Annotated in this window: 17 protein-coding genes; 14 read left to right on the plus strand and 3 right to left on the minus strand. The window is 63.9% G+C overall.

The window, feature by feature from the left end:
• The coding region (locus RT028_RS15670; RefSeq protein WP_312936035.1) for a LysR substrate-binding domain-containing protein at positions 1-829 on the plus strand (829 nt) is incomplete at its 5' end.
• On the plus strand, positions 822-1,181 hold the full coding sequence (locus RT028_RS15675; RefSeq protein WP_312936036.1) for an MmcQ/YjbR family DNA-binding protein: 360 nt from the start codon (positions 822-824) through the stop codon (positions 1,179-1,181). The genes RT028_RS15670 and RT028_RS15675, both read left to right, overlap by 8 nt.
• Positions 1,182-1,388: 207 nt before the next feature.
• On the opposite strand, the gene RT028_RS15680 is transcribed toward RT028_RS15675, so the two are convergent.
• The gene (locus tag RT028_RS15680) at positions 1,389-1,646 is read right to left on the minus strand and encodes a DUF1294 domain-containing protein (protein WP_409567274.1); all 258 of its coding nucleotides are present in this window, start codon (positions 1,644-1,646) and stop codon (positions 1,389-1,391) included.
• A gap of 130 nt (positions 1,647-1,776) precedes the next feature.
• Positions 1,777-2,607 (minus strand): undecaprenyl-diphosphate phosphatase, encoded by an 831-nt coding sequence (locus RT028_RS15685; RefSeq protein ID WP_312936038.1) that lies wholly within the window; start codon positions 2,605-2,607, stop codon positions 1,777-1,779.
• 335 nt (positions 2,608-2,942) lie between these two features.
• On the opposite strand from RT028_RS15685, the gene pnuC reads away from it, so the two are divergent.
• The 8 genes from pnuC (at position 2,943) to RT028_RS15725 (ending at position 9,357) form a co-directional block, all read left to right on the plus strand.
• Positions 2,943-3,509 (plus strand): nicotinamide riboside transporter PnuC, encoded by a 567-nt coding sequence (gene pnuC, locus RT028_RS15690; protein WP_312936039.1) that lies wholly within the window; start codon positions 2,943-2,945, stop codon positions 3,507-3,509.
• Positions 3,506-4,036: an AAA family ATPase gene (locus RT028_RS15695; protein ID WP_312936040.1), complete on the plus strand. Its 531-nt coding sequence runs from the start codon at positions 3,506-3,508 to the stop codon at positions 4,034-4,036. The genes pnuC and RT028_RS15695 overlap by 4 nt, the downstream gene beginning before the upstream one ends.
• A gap of 309 nt (positions 4,037-4,345) precedes the next feature.
• Positions 4,346-4,798 carry a hypothetical protein gene (locus RT028_RS15700; RefSeq protein WP_312936041.1) on the plus strand — a complete coding sequence of 151 codons (453 nt, stop codon included), beginning with the start codon at positions 4,346-4,348 and terminating at the stop codon, positions 4,796-4,798.
• A 16-nt stretch (positions 4,799-4,814) separates the two neighbouring features.
• Positions 4,815-5,378 (plus strand): adhesin, encoded by a 564-nt coding sequence (locus RT028_RS15705; protein ID WP_312936042.1) that lies wholly within the window; start codon positions 4,815-4,817, stop codon positions 5,376-5,378.
• Positions 5,379-5,445: 67 nt separating this feature from the next.
• Positions 5,446-6,360: a heme utilization protein gene (locus tag RT028_RS15710; protein WP_312936043.1), complete on the plus strand. Its 915-nt coding sequence runs from the start codon at positions 5,446-5,448 to the stop codon at positions 6,358-6,360.
• Positions 6,361-6,544: 184 nt separating this feature from the next.
• Positions 6,545-7,225: a C39 family peptidase gene (locus RT028_RS15715; protein WP_312936044.1), complete on the plus strand. Its 681-nt coding sequence runs from the start codon at positions 6,545-6,547 to the stop codon at positions 7,223-7,225.
• 32 nt (positions 7,226-7,257) lie between these two features.
• Positions 7,258-8,004 (plus strand): hypothetical protein, encoded by a 747-nt coding sequence (locus RT028_RS15720; RefSeq protein ID WP_312936045.1) that lies wholly within the window; start codon positions 7,258-7,260, stop codon positions 8,002-8,004.
• Between the two features lie 48 nt (positions 8,005-8,052).
• Entirely contained in the window at positions 8,053-9,357 is a 1,305-nt protein-coding gene (locus RT028_RS15725; RefSeq protein WP_312936046.1) for a transporter, read from the plus strand.
• A gap of 55 nt (positions 9,358-9,412) precedes the next feature.
• Here RT028_RS15725 and RT028_RS15730 read toward each other — a convergent pair whose 3' ends face one another.
• Positions 9,413-11,884 (minus strand): UvrD-helicase domain-containing protein, encoded by a 2,472-nt coding sequence (locus RT028_RS15730; RefSeq protein WP_312936047.1) that lies wholly within the window; start codon positions 11,882-11,884, stop codon positions 9,413-9,415.
• A gap of 220 nt (positions 11,885-12,104) precedes the next feature.
• Between RT028_RS15730 and RT028_RS15735 the strand changes: the two genes are divergently transcribed.
• The 4 genes from RT028_RS15735 to RT028_RS15750 all read left to right on the plus strand — a co-directional run.
• On the plus strand, positions 12,105-12,803 hold the full coding sequence (locus tag RT028_RS15735) for a pirin family protein (RefSeq protein ID WP_312936048.1): 699 nt from the start codon (positions 12,105-12,107) through the stop codon (positions 12,801-12,803).
• 482 nt (positions 12,804-13,285) lie between these two features.
• The gene (gene mexE, locus RT028_RS15740; protein ID WP_312936049.1) at positions 13,286-14,527 is read left to right on the plus strand and encodes a multidrug efflux RND transporter periplasmic adaptor subunit MexE; all 1,242 of its coding nucleotides are present in this window, start codon (positions 13,286-13,288) and stop codon (positions 14,525-14,527) included.
• 12 nt (positions 14,528-14,539) lie between these two features.
• Positions 14,540-17,722: an efflux RND transporter permease subunit gene (locus tag RT028_RS15745; RefSeq protein WP_312936050.1), complete on the plus strand. Its 3,183-nt coding sequence runs from the start codon at positions 14,540-14,542 to the stop codon at positions 17,720-17,722.
• Positions 17,719-18,452 (plus strand): TolC family protein (locus RT028_RS15750; protein WP_312936051.1); only part of this gene is annotated, 734 nt, incomplete at its 3' end. The genes RT028_RS15745 and RT028_RS15750, both read left to right, overlap by 4 nt.

The following is an 18,452-nucleotide window of genomic DNA, read 5'->3' on the forward strand; positions in this document are numbered from 1 at the left end:
CTTGGGCGTCCCCAAGTCGCGGCTGTCCAGGCGCATCGCCGAGCTGGAGGAGCGTCTGGGCACGCGCCTGCTGCAGCGCACCACCCGGCAGTTGAAGCTGACCGCCGTGGGCGAGCGCTACCTGCACCACTGCCAGGCCATGCTGCTGGAGGCCGACGCGGCCGACGAGGTGGTGGCGAGCATGAGCAGCGAGCCACGCGGGCGCCTGCGGGTGTCGTGTCCGGTCGCACTGGCGCACGCCTTTCTGCCCGACATCATCCGCCGCTTTCTGGCCCAGTACCCGCAGGTGCAGCTCGACATGGTGCTGATCAACCGCCGCGTGGACCTGATTGCCGAGGGCATCGATGTGGCCCTGCGCGTGCGCGACCCGGGCGATGAAGACCCGGCGCTGGTTACCCGACGTCTGGCCCAGGCGCAGATGCAACTGGTGGCCGCGCCAGGTTTTGCGGACCAGGTCAGCGAGCCCACACAACTGGTCAACCTGCCGATACTCGGTGCGGTTGACGCCGACCGGCTGGTGCACCTGCGCTTGTTGCACCGTGACGGTGGCCAGCACCACCTGGCACTGGAGCCGCGTCTGGCGGTGGATGATTTTGTCATGCGTAACGCAGCGGTGCGTGCCGGCCTGGGCTTTACCGCGCTGCCCAGTCTGTTCTGCGAAGAGGAGCTGGCGCGCGGCGAGCTGGTACGCCTGCTGCCCGACTGGTCATTACCCGAGGGCTGGCTGCAAGCGGTGTATCCGCACCGTCGCGGGTTGCTGCCGGCGGTGCGCGCCTGGATCGATCACTTGGCGGCCTCGTTCGAGGTCTGTGGAGAGCGTTATGTCTGAGTCGCCATTGCTGCCTGAACAGGCGGCGCAGTATTGCCTGAGCCTCCCAGGCGCCACCGAGGACTACAAGTGGGGCGGTGTACGGGTGTTCTGCCTGCCCGGCAACAAGATGTTTGCGGTACAGGATCTGGCCGGCGCGGGGTTGTCGTTCAAGGTCGACGCTGAGCTGTTTCTCGGCTACGTCGATCGGCCCGGAGTAAGGCCGGCACCGTATCTCGCGCGCGCGCAGTGGATCAGTGTCGCGCCACCCTATGCCTTGGGGCGCGAGGAACTGACAGACCTGCTCCGGCGTTCTCATCAGTTGGTGGTGCGCAGGCTACCCAAGCGCCAGCAGGTGGGATTGCTGCTCTAGGCGCTGCGTTGGTCAGGGTGCAAATCAAGCCTGATCGCTTTTTTGCAGTCGGACGGAACCTGGTGACCCATGGACTTTTTAGGGGTCGACGGTCATTTGGTGCAAATCCGATCCATGGGGTGGTTTATCAACTGCGTCAGTTTTGCCTGTATTGGGTCGGCTGCGCCGCCCTGATTCAAGCGCTGCGTTGTGCCCGATAGAACACCATCAATGAACGCTTGCCCAGAGCGGCACAGACCACAGTGCCTGATGCAACGCCACGATCACCCAGAACACCACCTGATACGACAGCTTCCGCGTCTTGTGCCGCAGTAGCTGCTGCGCCAGCAAAGCGCCCGGCCAGCCGCCACACAACTCGCTCAGGTGCAGGACTTTTTCCGGGATACGCTGGCCTTGTACCCGGGCCTGATGTTTGTCACGCCAGTACAGCAGCAGGCTCAGCAGACTGGCGAGGGGATACGCCATCAGCACCCACCTTGCCCAACCCGCGCCACTGGCGGCAACATGCGCCGCGCCCAGAGCGGGTATCACGCACAGCGCGGCAAACAGCGCCAGTTTCAGCGGCAGATGCTGAATGTGCCGAGGTGCTGGCATGTCAGGCGCTCGCCGTCGACCAGTCGACCCAGCCGAACTCCCAGGTCGCCAGGATCAGCAAGCCAAACACGATCCGGTACCAGGCGAACACGGCGTAGCTGTGGTTGGCGATGAACTTGAGCAGTGCGCGAACGGCGATCATGGCGAAGATGAACGACACCACGAAGCCCAGGGCAAACACGGGCAAGTCTGCGGGCTGGAACAGGTCACGGTACTTGTAGCCCGAATACACCGCCGCACCGACCATGGTGGGCATGGCCAGGAAAAAAGAGAACTCGGTGGCGGCCTTGCGTGACAGGCCAAACAGCAGCCCGCCGATGATGGTCGAACCCGAGCGTGAGGTGCCCGGAATCATCGCCAGGCATTGCACGAAGCCGATTTTCAGGGCGTGCGTCCAGCGCATCTGGTCGACATGCTCGACTTCGATGCGGTGCTCGCGCCGCTCGGCCCAGAGCATGATCACGCCGCCCAGCACCAGAGCAGCCGCCACGGTGATGGGGTTGAACAGGTAGTGGTGAATCAGGTCGGCGAAGATCACCCCGAGCACTACCGCCGGCATGAAGGCGATCAGCAGGTTGAGGGTGAACCGGCGAGCCGGCGCTTGAGTGGGCAGGCCAACCACGATGTCGAGGATCTTGCGGCGAAACTCCCACACCACCGCCAGGATGGCGCCGAGCTGAATGATGATGTTGAACGCCATAGCGCGTTCACCGCCGAAGTCGATCAGGTCGGCGACGATGATCTGGTGACCGGTGCTGGAAATAGGCAGGAACTCGGTAAGCCCTTCGACAATGCCCAGAATGATTGCCTGAGCGGCACTCCAAAGATCCATCCATCCTCCAAAAAAACGTGTCAGCGGTTGCAGCCGTCGATAGCAGTTGGGCAAGCGCTGACTGTTCGGCCAAACCGCTTACCGCGCACTGCGCTTGCCCGTCGGTAGGGTGTACCGTGAGGGCCAACAGGGGGCGGCCACTCATTCAACCGCGCAGCATTGCAGTCAAAACGCGCCTTTTTACAGCGACCGTTGGTGGCAGCGCCAGCGGAAAAGTTCACTGGCTCAAAGGTTTCATCTAATTCCTACCACTGTGTGACGCCCATAGCAGGCAGTGGCATTGTGTGTACATCGGGTTACAATCGCCGCCCTTCTTACCTGGTACAGGAACGCCGATGTCCGGCCTCGAACTGTTCGCCGCCGCACTCGGCGTCATTGCCGTGTGGCTCACGGTCAAACAGAACCCTTGGTGCTGGCCCATCGGGCTGGTGATGGTGGTGCTGTACAGCTGGATCTTCTACGAAGTGAAGCTGTATTCGGACATGCTCCTGCAACTGGTCTACGCCGTGCTGCAGCTCTATGGCTGGTGGCAGTGGACGCGCCCAGGCCGCCCTGCCGATGCGCGGCACGTCAGCCGCCTGACGTCGCCGGCAGTCTGGTCCGGGCTGGGCGTCGGCCTGCTGGCGAGCCTGGGCCTGGGCGCCGCGATGGCGCACTGGACCGATGCCGCACAGCCCTGGCTGGATGCGGCACTGACGGCCTTCAGCCTGGTTGCGCAACTGTGGATGGCGCAGAAACGCCTGCAATGCTGGGCACTGTGGGTGGTGCTGGATGTGATTTTCGTCGGCCTGTTCCTTTACAAGGGCCTGTATCTCACGGCTGCCCTGTATGCCCTGTTCACCCTGATTGCGGTGCGCGGGTTCCTTGAATGGCGACGTGATCCTGCGCTGGTGGCGGCATGAAGGTCGTGGTGCTGTGCGGACCGGAATCGAGCGGCAAGAGCTGGCTCAGCGGGGAGCTGCGCACGCGCTTTGGCGCCGTGGTGGTCAGTGAATACGTGCGCCACTTCATCGAGCAGACGCAACGCGATACCTGCTATGCCGACATTCCCGCCATCGCCCAGGGCCAGCTTGACTGGGAGGACGACGCCCGCCAGCAAGCCCCGCAGTTGCTGGTGCTCGATACCAACCTGCTGAGCAACATCCTCTGGAGCCGGACACTGTTCGCGGACTGCCCCGCCTGGCTTGAACGCGCCCTGCTCGCCCGTCATTACGATCTGCACCTGCTGCTGCGCCCCGAAGGCGTGGACTGGGTCGGCGACGGCATGCGCTGCCAGCCCCTGCTCAGTGAGCGTCAGCGTTTTTTCACCGACAGTCTGGACTGGCTGAACGCTCATCAGCGTCCCGTACAGGTCGTTGAAGGCGCGTGGGAGCAGCGGCGAGAGGCGGTGTTCACGGCGGTGCAACGCTTGCTGAAAGGCGACCGCTAGAACCGTCCCAGTGTTAAGCCGGTGAAACACCCCCCTTTGCCGCGGCCCGCGCCATTGCTCAGCGGGCCGGGTCAAGGCCGAGACTGTATCAGCCGTGATACAGCCAACCCGCGTTGCGCGGAGAGCCCCGTGCCAAGGCCTTGCAGGGCTGATCCAGCGCCTCTGTGTATCAGTGATGAAACACTTCAGGGCCAGGCATCTCGCTGTAATCCCCTAAGTCTCTGATTCAAAGGCCTTTTCAAAAAGCGGCACAGCTCCTGCTATCTCCCCCGCAACGCCGCAAGGCCACTGCAACACAGGGAGAACGCCGTGAGGATTGCCACCAGCACACTGCCTGCTCTGCTCCTGCTCGCAAGCGTCACGGGCAGCGCATTGCCACTGCCGGCACTGGCGGCAGGCAATGGGGTGATCGTGATCAATCGCGACGTTCAAGCCCGCCCGGCGATTCGCCGCACCGGCGCCCCGGACCCATACCCGACCACCGTCAACACCAACCCTTCGCAGCGGGTCCTGGCGCAGACCAACGAGCTCAGCGACGGCGACTTCGCCTCGGTCGCCAGCGGCTCGACCGTCAACCGGGTGTTCACCCCCGACACCAATGGCAATCTGCGCGGCATGAACTCGGTACAAGGCCAACTGCCCGGTGTCGGCGGCGGCTCCGGTGCCGGGGCTGCTGGCACCGGTGGCGGCGTGGCCAACACGGTCAACCAGAGCGTGCAGCGTGGTCTGGCGCCTCTGCAAATCCTGACCCGGGGGCAATGAGATGCGCATCCACTCAATGTCCGTGCTCTGCCTGGCGTTGACCGCAGGCCCCGTCCTGGCGGCCTCCCCGGTAGTAGACAACGCCCGCATCGACGGCAGCGGCCAAGCCTTTAAAGGCAACCTGACGATCAACCAGGCCGCTGGCGACGCCATACAGCAAGCCAACACCCGTGCTGTGGCCATCGGTCACAGCGCCAGCGCCCGCACCGACGTACACCAGCGCAGCGACTGGCAGGCCAACCCGGCCCGTGACGCCAGTGCTGCGATCACCGGCAGCGCATTCAGCAATGGCAGCGGCTTGCTCGGCGTCAACCAGTCTGCCGGCGCCGCTACCCAACAGGCCAATAGCGTAAGGATCGGCATCAGCGCCATCGCGCAAGGCATCGACGACAGCATTCTCAGCCAGCAGACCGTCACGCTGGCCAACGGCTCCGACGCAACGGACCACGTACCGGGCAGCCGCCAGGTTACGACCAGTGACCAGGCCTTCACCGGCAGTCGCGGGGTGGTTCAGTTGAATCAGAGCGCCGGGGTGGGCAACCGCATGGCAAACACCCTGAGCGTCCGGGTTGCAGACTGACCCGAGTCACAAAAAAACCACAACACGACACACCTCACACTTAACGACAAACACGCGGAGAAACACCATGAAACCAACACTGGCACTCAAACCTCTGGTATTCGCCCTCGCTGCGGTCATGGCAGTGGCTGCACAGGCAGATACCCGCACTGGCAACTCGAACAACAATAACAACGACACCCTGCTGCAACTGCTGGTCAACTCCGGCGCTGCTGCCACCGTGACCGACACCCAGAGCAACGGTGACAACGCCAGCCTGAACCAGGGCACGCGCAACGATGCCCGCATGGAAAGTTCGGCCAACGGCTCGCAAGGCAACCTGGGCGCCAACACCGCCGGTGGTTCGGGCAACCAGCAAGACAACGTCGCCGCCATCGCCACCGCCGATGAAAGCTTCATCTTCGGCAGCGCCGTGGCCCTGTCCACCGCCACCCAGCTCAACAGCGGCAACAACGTGCTCAACCGCTCGGCGTCCAACAACGCCAGCCTGTCGAACTCGGCCAACGGCAGCTCGGGCAACATCGGCGTGAACGTCAGCGCCGGCGACTTCAATCAGCAGAAAAACAACCTCGCCATCGCCGTTTCCGGTGGTCGTGTCGCAGTGGCGGCAGCGGGCGCCAACCAGACCGTACAGGGTCTGAACGTGGAAAACCGTGCCGATCGCAGCCAGGAAGTGACCACCCTCACCAACGCCACCACCACGACCGGCACCTACAAAGGTACCTCTTCGGGCACCGTGGACGCTGGCTACTACAAAATGCCAGTCCAGCTGAAAGAGCAAGGCACCATCGATCTGGCAGGCTCCAATTCCTACCAGGTGCTGACCCCTACCGGCTGGCGTAACCCGGTCACCAACACTGCCAGCCTGAACAACTCGCTCAATGGCGTGTCGGGCAACGTCGGTGCCAACGTCTCGGCCGGCTCTGGCAACCAGCAGAGCAACTCACTGTCGATCGCCGCAGGTTGCAAGGCCTGCATGTAAGACGCCAGACCGCTCGCGGTCACATCCACCCCTACAGGCTGCGCAAGGCCTGGAATACAAGCGAAACGCACTGCGCGTCAGCTGTGGGAGTGGATGGACCCGCGACGCTTGAGAGCGTCACCGATTCGCATCTGCCCTTCGGGGCCTTTTTTCGCTGTCTGCAGCGGTCGCTGGAGAAGTGTTCATGCGCGTAGTCCTGCTGGCCGCCCTGCTGTGCGTGTCTGCCGTCATCGAAGCCGCCCAGATGCCGATCGCGGCCCTGCCTGGCGGCGCTGTCGTCTACAAGACTGTGCAGAGTGTGCGGGAGCGGCGCTTCGCCGACCTGGTGCAACAGAAAACCGATTTCAGCTGCGGTGCCGCGGCCCTGGCCACCGTCCTCAAGCAAGCCTATTGGCTCGACGTCACCGAACACCAGGTGATCGAGGGCATGCTGGCCGAGTCGGACCAGGATTCGGTCAAGGTCCAGGGCTTCTCGATGCTCGACATGAAGCGCTACGTCGAGGGCATTGGCATGCGCGCCCGCGGTTACCGGGTCGAACCTGAGAGCCTGGCGCGCATCACCATTCCCGTGGTGGTGCTCATGGACATTCGTGGCTACAAGCACTTCGTGGTACTGCAGCGCGTGGACAAGGGCTGGGCGTATGTCGGCGACCCGGTCCTGGGCCACAAACGTTACAAATTCGATGATTTCGTCAAAGGCTGGAACGGCATCATCTTCGCCGTCATCGGGCCGGGCTACGACAAGGCTAACGCCCTGCTCGACCCACCTGCCCCTCTGACCGTCAAAGGCCGCGTCGACGGCTTCTACCCGGTCGAGGATGCGCAGTTGATGGAATTCGGTTTCATCCAGAGCGACTTCTTCTAATGAAACAGGGGCCCGAACCCCGGGGAGCAGCGATGAATACCCGTATCTGGCTGGTCGCAGCCTGCCTTGCGACCAGCCTCCCTGCGCATGCACAACTGTTCAAGCCTGTGGAGATCAAGGATCAGGAACTGGCACAGCTGCGAGGTAAATATGTCATGCCGGGGCGGATCATCAGCTTCGGCGTGGTCATGAGCAGCACCTGGCAAAACGCTGCAGGCGATCGCATCGGTGCCACTACCACCCTGCAGGTGCAGCAAAACGTCATCAAACCGCAGTTCTATGTGTCGATCAACGGCGAAAACGGCACCGGTCAGGCACCGGGCCATGGCACCGGCCAGGTGCAGGGTGGCGCTGGCCTCAATGGCGCCGTGCAGGGCGTGACCCAGTCAGTACGCGCGGCCGGCGACAGCAACAGCGCTTACAACGACGTCGCCATCAACGTACGCGAAGCCAGTCAGGCCCCTGACCTGACCACGCCGCAAGGCCAGGTCCTGGCCGCCGGTAGCACCCTCAGCGGCAGCAACAATGCCGGCAGCTTGAGCGTCAGCAACAGCGGCAATGGCCTGCAGATGGCCATCCAGGCGAACAATAATCAGGGCGCCAGCCTGCAGCGGCTGGCCGATGGCGGCCTGTTGCAAAGCACCACCTTGCTCGGTGGCAACAATGCCGTCAGCAACATGACTCAGCTCAACGTGGTGCTGCGTGACAACCTGCCTTCAGCCGGGGCCCTGAACTGTAATCTGGACCAACTCAAGGGCCTACGTATTTCAGGATATTGATCTACGCTTCGTCTCAATTTCACATGCAGTAGGAAGGGACGGCCAACCATGCACCGATCGTTGTCATTCAAGGCAGTCGTCTGCCTGGGAACCCTGGTGCCATCCACGCTGTTGTACGCAGCCACCGATCCCCAGGTGGAGGCGCTCAAGGCAGAGCTGATGGCCCTCAAACAGCGCTATGAATCGCAACAGCAAGCCCTGATGGTGCTTGAGCAACGTGTCCGTCAGGTCGAAGAGCAACCGGCCGTCCCCGCGCCCAAGCGCCTGACCCGTTCCCCGGCCTCACAACCGCGCAGCGGTCAAGCCGTGGCAGCCAATGCTGGTGCGCCAGGTGCCGCAGGCGCGACCAACACAAGTGGTTCGTCTTACGGGCAGTCGTTGCAGGACGACTCGCAGCCGGCGCAGAGCGTGTCCAACCTCTACGACGAAGCCAGTGGCTTCTTCGGCGGCGGTCGTTTCAGCCTGGAAACCGGCGTGACCTATGCGCGCTACGATACCCGTCAATTGATCCTCAACGGCTTCCTGGCCCTGGACTCGATCTTCCTGGGCAACATCAACCTGGACCGCATCAAGGCCGACAACTGGACCCTCGACCTCACCGGCCGTTACAACCTCGACCAGCGCTGGCAGTTCGACGTCAACGTACCGGTGGTGTACCGCGAGTCGACGTACCAGTCCGGTGGCGTGGGCGGCAATGCCCAGGGCGTTTCAGAACGAACCGTGACCCGCGACCCGACCATCGGCGACGTCAACGCCGGGGTGGCCTACAAGTTCCTCGACGAGTCCGAGAACAGCCCGGATGCGGTGGTCAGCCTGCGTGTCAAGGCGCCGACCGGCAAAGACCCGTTCGGCATCAAGCTGTTGCGCGACACTCAGAACGACAGCCTCACCTACCCCGAAGACCTGCCCACCGGCAACGGCGTGTGGTCGATCACGCCAGGCATTTCGCTGGTCAAGACCTACGACCCGGCGGTGATCTTCGGCAGCTTGGCCTACACCCACACCTTTGAGGAATCGTTCGACGACATCAGCTCGACGGTCAACCAGAAAACCCCGGGCAAGGTGAAGATCGGCGACAGCTTCCAGATCGGCGCGGGGGTTGCGTTCGCCCTGAACGAGAAGATGTCGATGTCGTTCTCGGTGTCGGACCTCATTGCCCGGCGCTCGCGCATCAAGGAGAATGGCGGCGAGTGGACCGACGTCAAGAGCAGCGACGCCAGTGCCGCCTACTTCAACGTCGGCATGACCCTGGCGGCGGGCGACAGCCTGACCATCGTGCCCAACCTCGCCATCGGCCTGACTGACGACGCACCCGACTTCACCTTCAGCCTGAAAGTGCCGTACTACTTCTGATCAGCCAGGGGTTCGACTGCGTGCCCTGACGCGTGCGGTGCTCGGCCACACCGCACTAGAGCGTGCGCTGATCATCGAAGAACGGCTTCTCACCCTGCACCTGGCTCGACGCCCGCGGTACCTTCACGGCGTCTGCCGCCGGCTTTTCCACATGCCAGTAGCACTGGCGCACAGCGCGGGTGATGGCGACATACGCCAGCCGCTGGACTTCGTCCTTCTGCGCCGTATCGAACGCCTGCGCATCCCCGGCGCGCCCAAGCCCTGCGAGGCGATACACCTGATTCTTGTAGGGTGAGCTGGTCGGGTACACGCAATCGCCCAACATGAACACGGCATCCGCCTGCAGCCCTTTGGCGCTGTGATAGGTCAGCTGGCGCAGCCGACGTTGTGCGGGAGGAAGCGCTGAATCGGCCTCGATTACTGAGCTGATATGCTCCGAAATCAATGACTTATCGACACCTCTTCGAAACAACATCATGACGCTTTCGCCTGCGGCGTAGTGTCGGCTCAGGGCGGCGCCCAGCGCGGCCTCGTCGCGGTCGACCACCACCACCGGGCTCAGCGCAAGCGCTGCTGCAGGGCCGCCGGCCGTCGCCTTCTTGCCCGCGATGGCGGGCGTGCCACGCACCAGATGCTCAGCCGCGTCGATGATCGCCTGCTGGCTGCGGTAGTTTTCGACCAGCATCACGCGGGTATGGCTGGGCGACAGGAAGGTTTTGGTAAACGCCATGAAAAAAGTCGGTGAACTGCCCCGCCAGCCGTAGATCGACTGCCAGTCATCGCCCACGCACATCAGCGAGGAATGCTGCGCGTTGCGCCCGATGTGCAGCTGCGGCCCACGGCGACGGATTTCCGCCAGGCTGGCGCGCAGCCAGCTGACGATCTGTGGCGACACATCCTGGAACTCGTCGATCATCAGGTGCGCGAGCGGGCGCAATAGCGGATCGGGCAGCAGGCGCAGGTTCTCCGGATTGCGCTCGCTGAACAGCGCGAACATGCGGTTGTAGCTCATCACCGGCGGCGACTGTTGCAGCAAGTGGCTTTCCAGCGCCTGGCTGTACAGCGCCAGGGCTTCGAAGAACAGCGCATCGCTGTCGCCCGGTGGGAAACGCAGAGCGGCGACGGCCGCATTGACGTCCAGACCCAGGTTCTCGATGAAGTTGCTGGCGCCAATGAAGGCATCGAGCAAAGGGGCAGCCGCCAACTCCCCCTTGACCTTGAACTCGAAACCGGGCCCCGCCACCGCATCATCCGCCAACGACGCCGCCAGGCGCCTGGCTGAGGCATAGTTATCCAGCCAAATCAGAGGCTTATCGCAGAAAGCTTGAAACAGGGTGCGCTTGACGGCCCACTCCGCGCGGACCGCCAGCTTGGCCCCCGGACGTTGATACTGCGCGCTCTCGGCAGGATCGAAACCCAGCATCACCCAGGCATCCAGCCCCTCCAGCCGGCCATGCACATGGAAGGTGCTGCCGCGGATCTGCACGGTCTCGCGGCACGGCTCGATGCCCTGGATCGGCCAGGCGCCGGCGGCAAACCACAGGTCCTCGATCACATCGCACAGCTCTTCATCACGCGCGGCCGCCAGTTGCGTCACCTGCACACGCTTCTGCACATCCGGGTGATCGGGGTCCAGCGGCTTGAGCTGCAACGCCTCTCGGCGCATCTCGCCGATCAGTTCGGCAAAGCGCGGGCTACCGTGCAGCAGGTCGCGGTAGCAGAGGTTCATCTGCTGGCGCTGGGCGTCATTCAGGCGCAGGTCGAACGGGTTGCTGTCAGCGTCCTGCTCGCGGCCTTCGGCCAGGTCGTTGCCCAGCGTTTCGAAGGCGCGCAGTTGGCCGAAACCCGGCAGGCTGCGGACCCACGGCAGGATGCGCGAGTGAAAGGTGCGCACCAGCTCGCGTGCTTGCGCTTGGTTGAGGTTGATCTGCCACAGACCGAATACGTGCAACAGGCGTTTGATGAAGTCCTTGCGCGACTCGCGGGTAAAGGTCACCACGGTCATGGCATCGAGCTCGAAGCCCAGGTAACGGTGCAGCAGCAACAAGCGCAGGACCAGGGACGTCGACTTGCCCGCGCCGGCACCGGCCACTACGCACGTTGAAGGCGTATCACTGAAGATCAGCTTCCATTGCGCCGCGCTTGGCTGGGCGGTGGCCGGCAGCCGCGCGGCGACGTCGGCCTTGAAGCGTTTTTTCAGGTCGGCAGCCAGCGGCAGGCGCCAGTCCTCGAACAGGTTGAGGTCCTGGCCCGGCACGCCTGGAGTGGGGTCACGCTCGTCGCGGATCACCAGTACCTGACGCCCAGCCTCGAAGCCCTCGACCCGGCCCTGCTCGAAGCCCTCGCGCGTGCCCTGGGTGTGGCCGCTGCGTTGGCCGTTGGCATGGCCCAGGAACCACGAGTCGCGGTGCTGCGCCTTGAGCCCGCTCAGCCCCCGGCCGAGCAGCCGCGCCGTGAGGCGGCGCAACCAGGGCAGTTGGGCCGGCGGAGCCAGTTCAGGCGCTACCTCGGGGAACTCGTCGGACACGTGGACTTCCTTTGATCTGTGAATCAGCGCGGCATGTTCGCCGGATCTGTAGGAAAGTGCCAGTGATCGCTTTGAGATCAGGGTATTAGCCGATGAATTGCAGGTAAGTTCATCAGTATACCAATCGAACATATCGATTATTTACAGCCAAAATTTACGCTTTTTTCCGATCAGTAGTCGGTGCATCATGGCTCCATTCTCACCTGTCCAGGAGCCAGCCATGCTGCAACTTCGCCCGTTTGAAAGCCTCGGCTACGCCAACCACGGCTGGCTCGATGCCCATCATCATTTCTCCTTCGCCGAGTACTATGACCCGGCCCGCATGCAGTGGGGCAACCTGCGCGTGTGGAACGATGACCTGATCGCCGCCGGCAGCGGCTTCCCGGCGCACCCGCACCGTGACATGGAAATCATCACCTATGTTCGTGAAGGCGCCATCAGCCACGAAGACAGCCTGGGCAACAAGGGCCGGACCGAAGCAGGTGACGTGCAGGTCATGAGCGCCGGCACCGGCATCACGCACAGCGAATGGAACAGCGATCCGGTGGATGTGCGCCTGTTCCAGATCTGGATCATGCCTGACCGACGTGGCGATGCGCCGTCCTGGGGCACCCGACCGTTTCCACGTGGAGAGCGCGGAGAAGGCTTCGTGACCCTGGCCAGCGGCCGTGAAGGTGATGAAGATGCGCTGCGTATCCGTGCTGATGCCCGCCTTGCTGCAGCGACCCTGCGTGCCGGGGAAACTGCCGAATATGTGCTGGACACCGGGCGGCGCGGCTATCTGGTGCCCGCCCGTGGCCTGATCGAGGTCAACGGCCTGCGTGCCAATGCGCGCGATGGCGTGGCCGTGGAGCAGGAACCTGTGCTGCGGGTCACGGCGATCGAGGACAGCGAGATCGTGCTGGTGGATGTCGCCTGACCTGCGCAGTACCTGAATCAGGCCTGCTACGTTGGAGCGGCCGATCCTACAAGGGCGCGATTAGCCGGAAGCAATCATTCCAGCCATAGAATGCGGTCTGTGTGGGAGCGGCTTCAGCCGCGATGGCCGGCGCAGCCGGCCCCATACAGACACCACCGGACAACCTGAAGGAACGGGTAGCCGCCATTGGGGCGGCTGACCGGAGCGCCGGACCGGCCGCTCCTACAAGAGCGCGGTTAGCCGAAAGCAATCATTCCAGCCATAGAATGCGGTCCGTGTAAGGGCGCGATCATCCAGAAGCAATATCGGGTCGCGGCCACTGTCTTCCTTAAGGTTTTATCGCTGGGCTGCGCCACCATAACCGTCCAGACATACCCTGCATCATTCAGATCGATAATAACCTTCGCCCCATTCGATTCGTCCGCCCTCACCCGCCCCGCGCACACTCCGCCCACTTTCTATCGGTTACTGGCGGATTCCCCATGCAACGACCACTCAACCCCTTGCGCTTCCCCCTTGCGGCCCTGGCCGTGGTGGTGATCAGCGCCTGCGGCCGCGCGCCTGATGCGCCGCAGGCTCCGGCGGCGCCCAAAGTCACCGTGGCCAAGGTGATCGAGCAACCGATCAATGAATGGGATGAATTCACCGGTCGCCTGGAAGCACCGGAAACGGTCGAACTGCGCCCGCGCGTGTCGGGGCAGATCGACCGCGTGGCCTTCACCGAAGGCGCGCAGGTCAAGCAAGGTGACCTGCTGTTCCAGATCGATCCGCGCCCGTTCCAAGCGGAAGTACGCCGCCTGGAGGCGCAATTGCAACAGGCCCGCGCCAGCGCCAACCGCAGCGACAACGAAGCTCAGCGCGGCGCGCGCCTGCGTGACAGCAATGCCATTTCCGCAGAACTGGCCGAGTCGCGCACCAGTGCGGCGGCCGAAGCCAAGGCCGGAGTCGCGGCGATTCAGGCACAGCTCGACCTGGCGCGCTTGAACCTGAGCTTCACCCGCGTCACCGCGCCGATCAGCGGCCGCGCCGGACGTGCCCAGTTCACTGCTGGCAACATCGTCACCGCTGACGTGACCGCGCTGACCAGCCTGGTCTCCACCGACAAGGTCTATGCCTATTTCGACGCCGACGAGCGCGTCTACCTCAAGTACACCCAGCTCGCCCGCCAGGGCCAGCGCGGGCAAACCACCCCGGTGTACCTGGGCTTGAGCAACGAGGCCGACACCCCGCACCTGGGGCAGATGAACTTCGTCGATAACCAGGTCAACCCGCGCACCGGCACCATCCGCGGCCGCGCCGTGTTCGACAACCGTGACGGCGCCTTCACGCCAGGCTTGTATGCGCGCCTGAAGCTGGTCGGCAGCGCCCAGTACGACGCGGTGCTGATCAACGACGAGGCGGTAGGCACGGACCTGGGCAAGAAATTCGTCCTGGTGATGGATAAAGACAACACCGCCGCCTACCGCACGGTCGAGCTGGGCCCCAAACTCGAAGGCCTGCGCATCGTGCGCAGCGGCCTGCACAAGGGTGATCGGATCGTCATCAAGGGCCTGCAACGCGTACGGCCTGGCTCGCAGGTCACGCCGCAGGACGCGCCGATGGCCAGCGACGCCACCCTGGCCAACCTCGCCCGCCAGCGCCAAGCCCTGCAGGCGAGCCAGCCGACACCCACCCCGGGCAAAGACGCGGCCAAACTGGCCAGCGCCTCCGCGCCTCGCGGTTAAGGACACACACCCATGAACTTCTCCCGTTTCTTCATCACTCGGCCGATCTTCGCCGCGGTGCTGTCCTTGATCCTGCTGATCGCCGGCAGCATCGCGCTGTTCCAACTGCCGATCAGCGAATACCCGGAAGTGGTGCCGCCCACCGTAGTTGTGCGCGCCAACTTCCCCGGCGCCAACCCCAAGGTCATCGGCGAGACTGTCGCCGCGCCCCTGGAGCAGGCCATCACCGGGGTCGAGAACATGCTCTACATGTCCTCGCAGTCCACCGCTGACGGCAAACTCACCCTGACCATCACCTTCGCCCTGGGCACCGACCTCGACAATGCTCAGGTCCAGGTGCAGAACCGCGTGACCCGCACCCAGCCCAAGCTGCCGGAAGAGGTCACCCGTATCGGCATCACGGTAGACAAGGCCTCGCCCGACCTGACCATGGTCGTGCACCTGACCTCGCCGGATCAGCGCTACGACATGCTGTACCTGTCCAACTACGCCTTGCTCAACGTCAAGGACGAGCTGGCACGCCTGAACGGCATCGGCGATGTGCAGTTGTTCGGCATGGGCGACTACTCGCTGCGTGTCTGGCTCGACCCGAACAAGACCGCCTCGCGCAACCTCACTGCCAGCGACGTGGTGAATGCCATTCGCGAGCAGAACCGTCAGGTTGCGGCCGGCCAGCTGGGCGCACCCCCTGCACCGGGCGCAACCAGCTTTCAGCTGTCAGTCAATACCCAGGGCCGCCTGGTCAATGAGGAGGAATTCGAGAACATCGTGGTACGCGCCGGTGCCGACGGCGAAATCACTCGCTTGAAAGACGTCGCCCGCGTCGAGCTGGGTTCGAGCCAGTACGCCCTGCGCTCGTTGCTCAACAACCAGCCTGCGGTGGCCATCCCGATCTTCCAGCGCCCTGGCTCCAACGCCATCGACATCTCCGATGAAGTGCGGGCGAAGATGGCCGAGCTGAAGAAGGATTTCCCCGAGGGCATGGACTACAGCATCGTCTATGACCCGACCGTGTTCGTCCGTGGCTCCATCGAAGCGGTGGTGCACACGCTGTTCGAAGCGCTGATCCTGGTGGTGCTGGTGGTGATCCTCTTCCTGCAGACCTGGCGCGCCTCGATCATTCCGCTGCTGGCGGTACCCGTGTCGCTGATCGGGACCTTCGCGGTGATGCACCTGTTTGGTTTCTCGCTCAACGCGCTGTCGCTGTTCGGCCTGGTGTTGGCCATCGGCATCGTGGTGGACGATGCGATCGTGGTGGTGGAGAACGTCGAGCGCAACATCGGCCTGGGCCTCAAGCCCCTGGAGGCCACGCAGAAAGCCATGAGCGAAGTCACCGGGCCGATCATCGCCACGGCCCTGGTGCTGTGCGCGGTGTTCGTGCCGGCGGCGTTCATTTCCGGACTCACCGGGCAGTTCTATAAACAGTTTGCGCTGACCATCGCCATCTCCACGGTGATCTCGGCGTTCAACTCGCTGACCCTGTCGCCGGCCCTGGCCGCCGTGCTGCTCAAGGAACACCACGCACCCAAGGATCGTTTCTCGCGGCTGCTCGAGCGCCTGTTCGGCCGTTGGCTGTTCGCTCCGTTCAACCGCTTCTTCGAGCGCGCCTCGATGCGCTACGTGGCGGGCGTGGGCCGGGTGATCCGCTCCAGCGGCATTGCGCTGTTCCTCTATGCAGGGCTGATGGGCCTGACGTACCTGGGCTTTGCCTCGACGCCGACCGGCTTCGTGCCGGCGCAGGACAAGCAGTACCTGGTGGCCTTTGCCCAGTTGCCAGACGCTGCCAGCCTTGACCGTACCGAGGAGGTGATCAAGCGCATGAGCGAGATCGCCCTCAAGCAGCCGGGTGTGTCGGATTCGGTGGCCTTCCCGGGCCTGTCGATCAACGGCTTCACCAATACCCCGAACAGCGGCGTGGTGTTCACGCCGTTGAAGCCCTTCGATGAACGCAAGGACCCGAGCCAGTCTGCCGCCGCCATCGCGGCCGCGCTGAACGCGCAGTTCGCTGACATCGAAGACGCCTATATCGCCATCTTCCCGCCACCACCGGTGCAGGGGCTGGGCACCATCGGCGGCTTCCGCCTGCAGATCGAAGACCGCGGCAACCTGGGGTACGAGGCGCTGTACAGCGAAACCCAGAACATCATCGCCAAGAGCCACAACGTGCCGGAACTCGCCGGGCTGTTCACCAGCTACCAGGTGAATGTGCCGCAGGTCGATGCCGCCATCGATCGGGAAAAGGCCAAGACCCACGGCGTCGCCATCAGCGACATCTTCGACACCCTGCAGATCTACCTGGGCTCGCTGTACGCCAACGACTTCAACCGCTTCGGCCGCACCTACCAGGTCAATGTCCAGGCCGAGCAGCAGTTCCGCCTCGACGCCGAGCAGATCGGCCAGCTGAAAGTGCGTAATGACCGTGGCGAGATGATCCCGCTGGCGACCTTCCTCAAGGTCAGCGACACCTCAGGGCCGGACCGGGTGATGCACTACAACGGCTTCATCACCGCCGAAATCAACGGCGCGGCAGCACCGGGCTACAGTTCCGGCCAGGCCGAGGCCGCCATCGAACGGCTGCTCAAGCAAGAGCTGCCCAACGGCATGGTGTACGAGTGGACTGACCTGACCTACCAGCAGATCCTCTCCGGCAACACCGCGTTGCTGGTGTTCCCGCTGTGCGTACTGCTGGCCTTCCTGGTGCTGGCGGCGCAATACGAGAGCTGGAGCCTGCCGCTGGCAGTGATCCTGATCGTACCGATGACGCTGCTGTCGGCGATCACCGGGGTGATGCTGGCAGGCAGTGATAACAACATCTTCACCCAGATCGGCCTGATCGTGCTGGTGGGCCTGGCGTGCAAGAACGCCATCCTCATCGTCGAATTCGCCAAGGACAAGCAGGCCGAAGGCCTCGACCCGCTGGCCGCCGTACTGGAAGCCTGTCGCCTGCGCTTGCGACCGATCCTGATGACGTCGATCGCCTTCATCATGGGCGTGGTGCCGCTGGTGCTGTCGTCCGGTGCCGGTGCGGAGATGCGTCATGCCATGGGCGTGGCGGTGTTCTCGGGGATGATCGGCGTGACCGTGTTCGGCCTGTTCCTGACCCCTGTGTTCTTCTTCCTGATCCGCCGTTTCGTCGAACGTCGCGAAGCGCGCAAGGCCGCCGCTCGCCCTGCCGTGCTGGAGAGCCACCCATGAACCTGCTCAAACCCCTGACCCCGAGCCTGTTGGCACTGGCCCTGACGGCCTGCGCCGTGGGCCCGGACTATAAGGCGCCGGACACCGCGCCGGCGCAGCTTGATGCACAGCTGCAAGGCCAGCGCCTGGACCGGGCACGCTTCGAAAGCGCCTGGTGGCGGCAGTTCGATGACCCGGTGCTGAACCAGCTGGTCAGCGCATCGCTGGCCGGCAACCGTGATCTGCGGGTGGCCTTCGCCCGTTTGAAGGCGGCGCGCTCATTGCGCGAAGAGGTCAGCCTGGATCAGGTGCCGACCGTGACCAGCCGCGCCAGCAGCGAGGTGGGCAAAGGCCAGATTCCGGGCCAGACCGACCGCCGGGTGAACAGCGAGCGCTATGACCTGGGCTTGGACATGGCCTGGGAGATCGACCTGTTCGGCCGCATCCAGCGCCAGATCGAAGCCAGCCGCGCCCAGGAAGCGGCCGCCGCTGCGGATCTGCAGCAGTTGCAGGTGAGCCTGATCGCCGAGCTGGTCGATGCCTACGGGCAGTTGCGTGGCGCGCAGCTGCGTGAGCGGATCGCCACCGACAACCTCGACAACCAGCGCCAGTCGCGCTCGCTGACCGAGCGTTTGCGTGACGCTGGAGTGGGTAATGAACTGGATGTGATGCGTGCCGAAGCGCGGCTGGCCGGGGTCGAGGCCACGGTGCCGCAGCTGCAGGCCGAGCAGAAGCGCGCACGTAACCGCAT

Origin of the sequence: Pseudomonas sp., assembly GCF_032058845.1 — a bacterium.
GTDB lineage: Bacteria > Pseudomonadota > Gammaproteobacteria > Pseudomonadales > Pseudomonadaceae > Aquipseudomonas.

What these genes read in the sequence shown, in the direction of transcription:
- RT028_RS15745 (WP_312936050.1), top strand. Translation starts at nt 14,540, where the DNA reads ATGAACTTCTCCCGTTTCTTCATCACTCGGCCGATCTTCGCCGCGGTG.
- RT028_RS15715 (WP_312936044.1), top strand. Translation starts at nt 6,545, where the DNA reads ATGCGCGTAGTCCTGCTGGCCGCCCTGCTGTGCGTGTCTGCCGTCATC.
- RT028_RS15725 (WP_312936046.1), top strand. Translation starts at nt 8,053, where the DNA reads ATGCACCGATCGTTGTCATTCAAGGCAGTCGTCTGCCTGGGAACCCTG.
- RT028_RS15685 (WP_312936038.1), bottom strand. Translation starts at nt 2,607, where the DNA reads ATGGATCTTTGGAGTGCCGCTCAGGCAATCATTCTGGGCATTGTCGAA.
- pnuC (WP_312936039.1), top strand. Translation starts at nt 2,943, where the DNA reads ATGTCCGGCCTCGAACTGTTCGCCGCCGCACTCGGCGTCATTGCCGTG.
- RT028_RS15695 (WP_312936040.1), top strand. Translation starts at nt 3,506, where the DNA reads ATGAAGGTCGTGGTGCTGTGCGGACCGGAATCGAGCGGCAAGAGCTGG.
- mexE (WP_312936049.1), top strand. Translation starts at nt 13,286, where the DNA reads ATGCAACGACCACTCAACCCCTTGCGCTTCCCCCTTGCGGCCCTGGCC.
- RT028_RS15705 (WP_312936042.1), top strand. Translation starts at nt 4,815, where the DNA reads ATGTCCGTGCTCTGCCTGGCGTTGACCGCAGGCCCCGTCCTGGCGGCC.
- RT028_RS15710 (WP_312936043.1), top strand. Translation starts at nt 5,446, where the DNA reads ATGAAACCAACACTGGCACTCAAACCTCTGGTATTCGCCCTCGCTGCG.
- RT028_RS15735 (WP_312936048.1), top strand. Translation starts at nt 12,105, where the DNA reads ATGCTGCAACTTCGCCCGTTTGAAAGCCTCGGCTACGCCAACCACGGC.
- RT028_RS15720 (WP_312936045.1), top strand. Translation starts at nt 7,258, where the DNA reads ATGAATACCCGTATCTGGCTGGTCGCAGCCTGCCTTGCGACCAGCCTC.
- RT028_RS15680 (WP_409567274.1), bottom strand. Translation starts at nt 1,646, where the DNA reads ATGGCGTATCCCCTCGCCAGTCTGCTGAGCCTGCTGCTGTACTGGCGT.
- RT028_RS15675 (WP_312936036.1), top strand. Translation starts at nt 822, where the DNA reads ATGTCTGAGTCGCCATTGCTGCCTGAACAGGCGGCGCAGTATTGCCTG.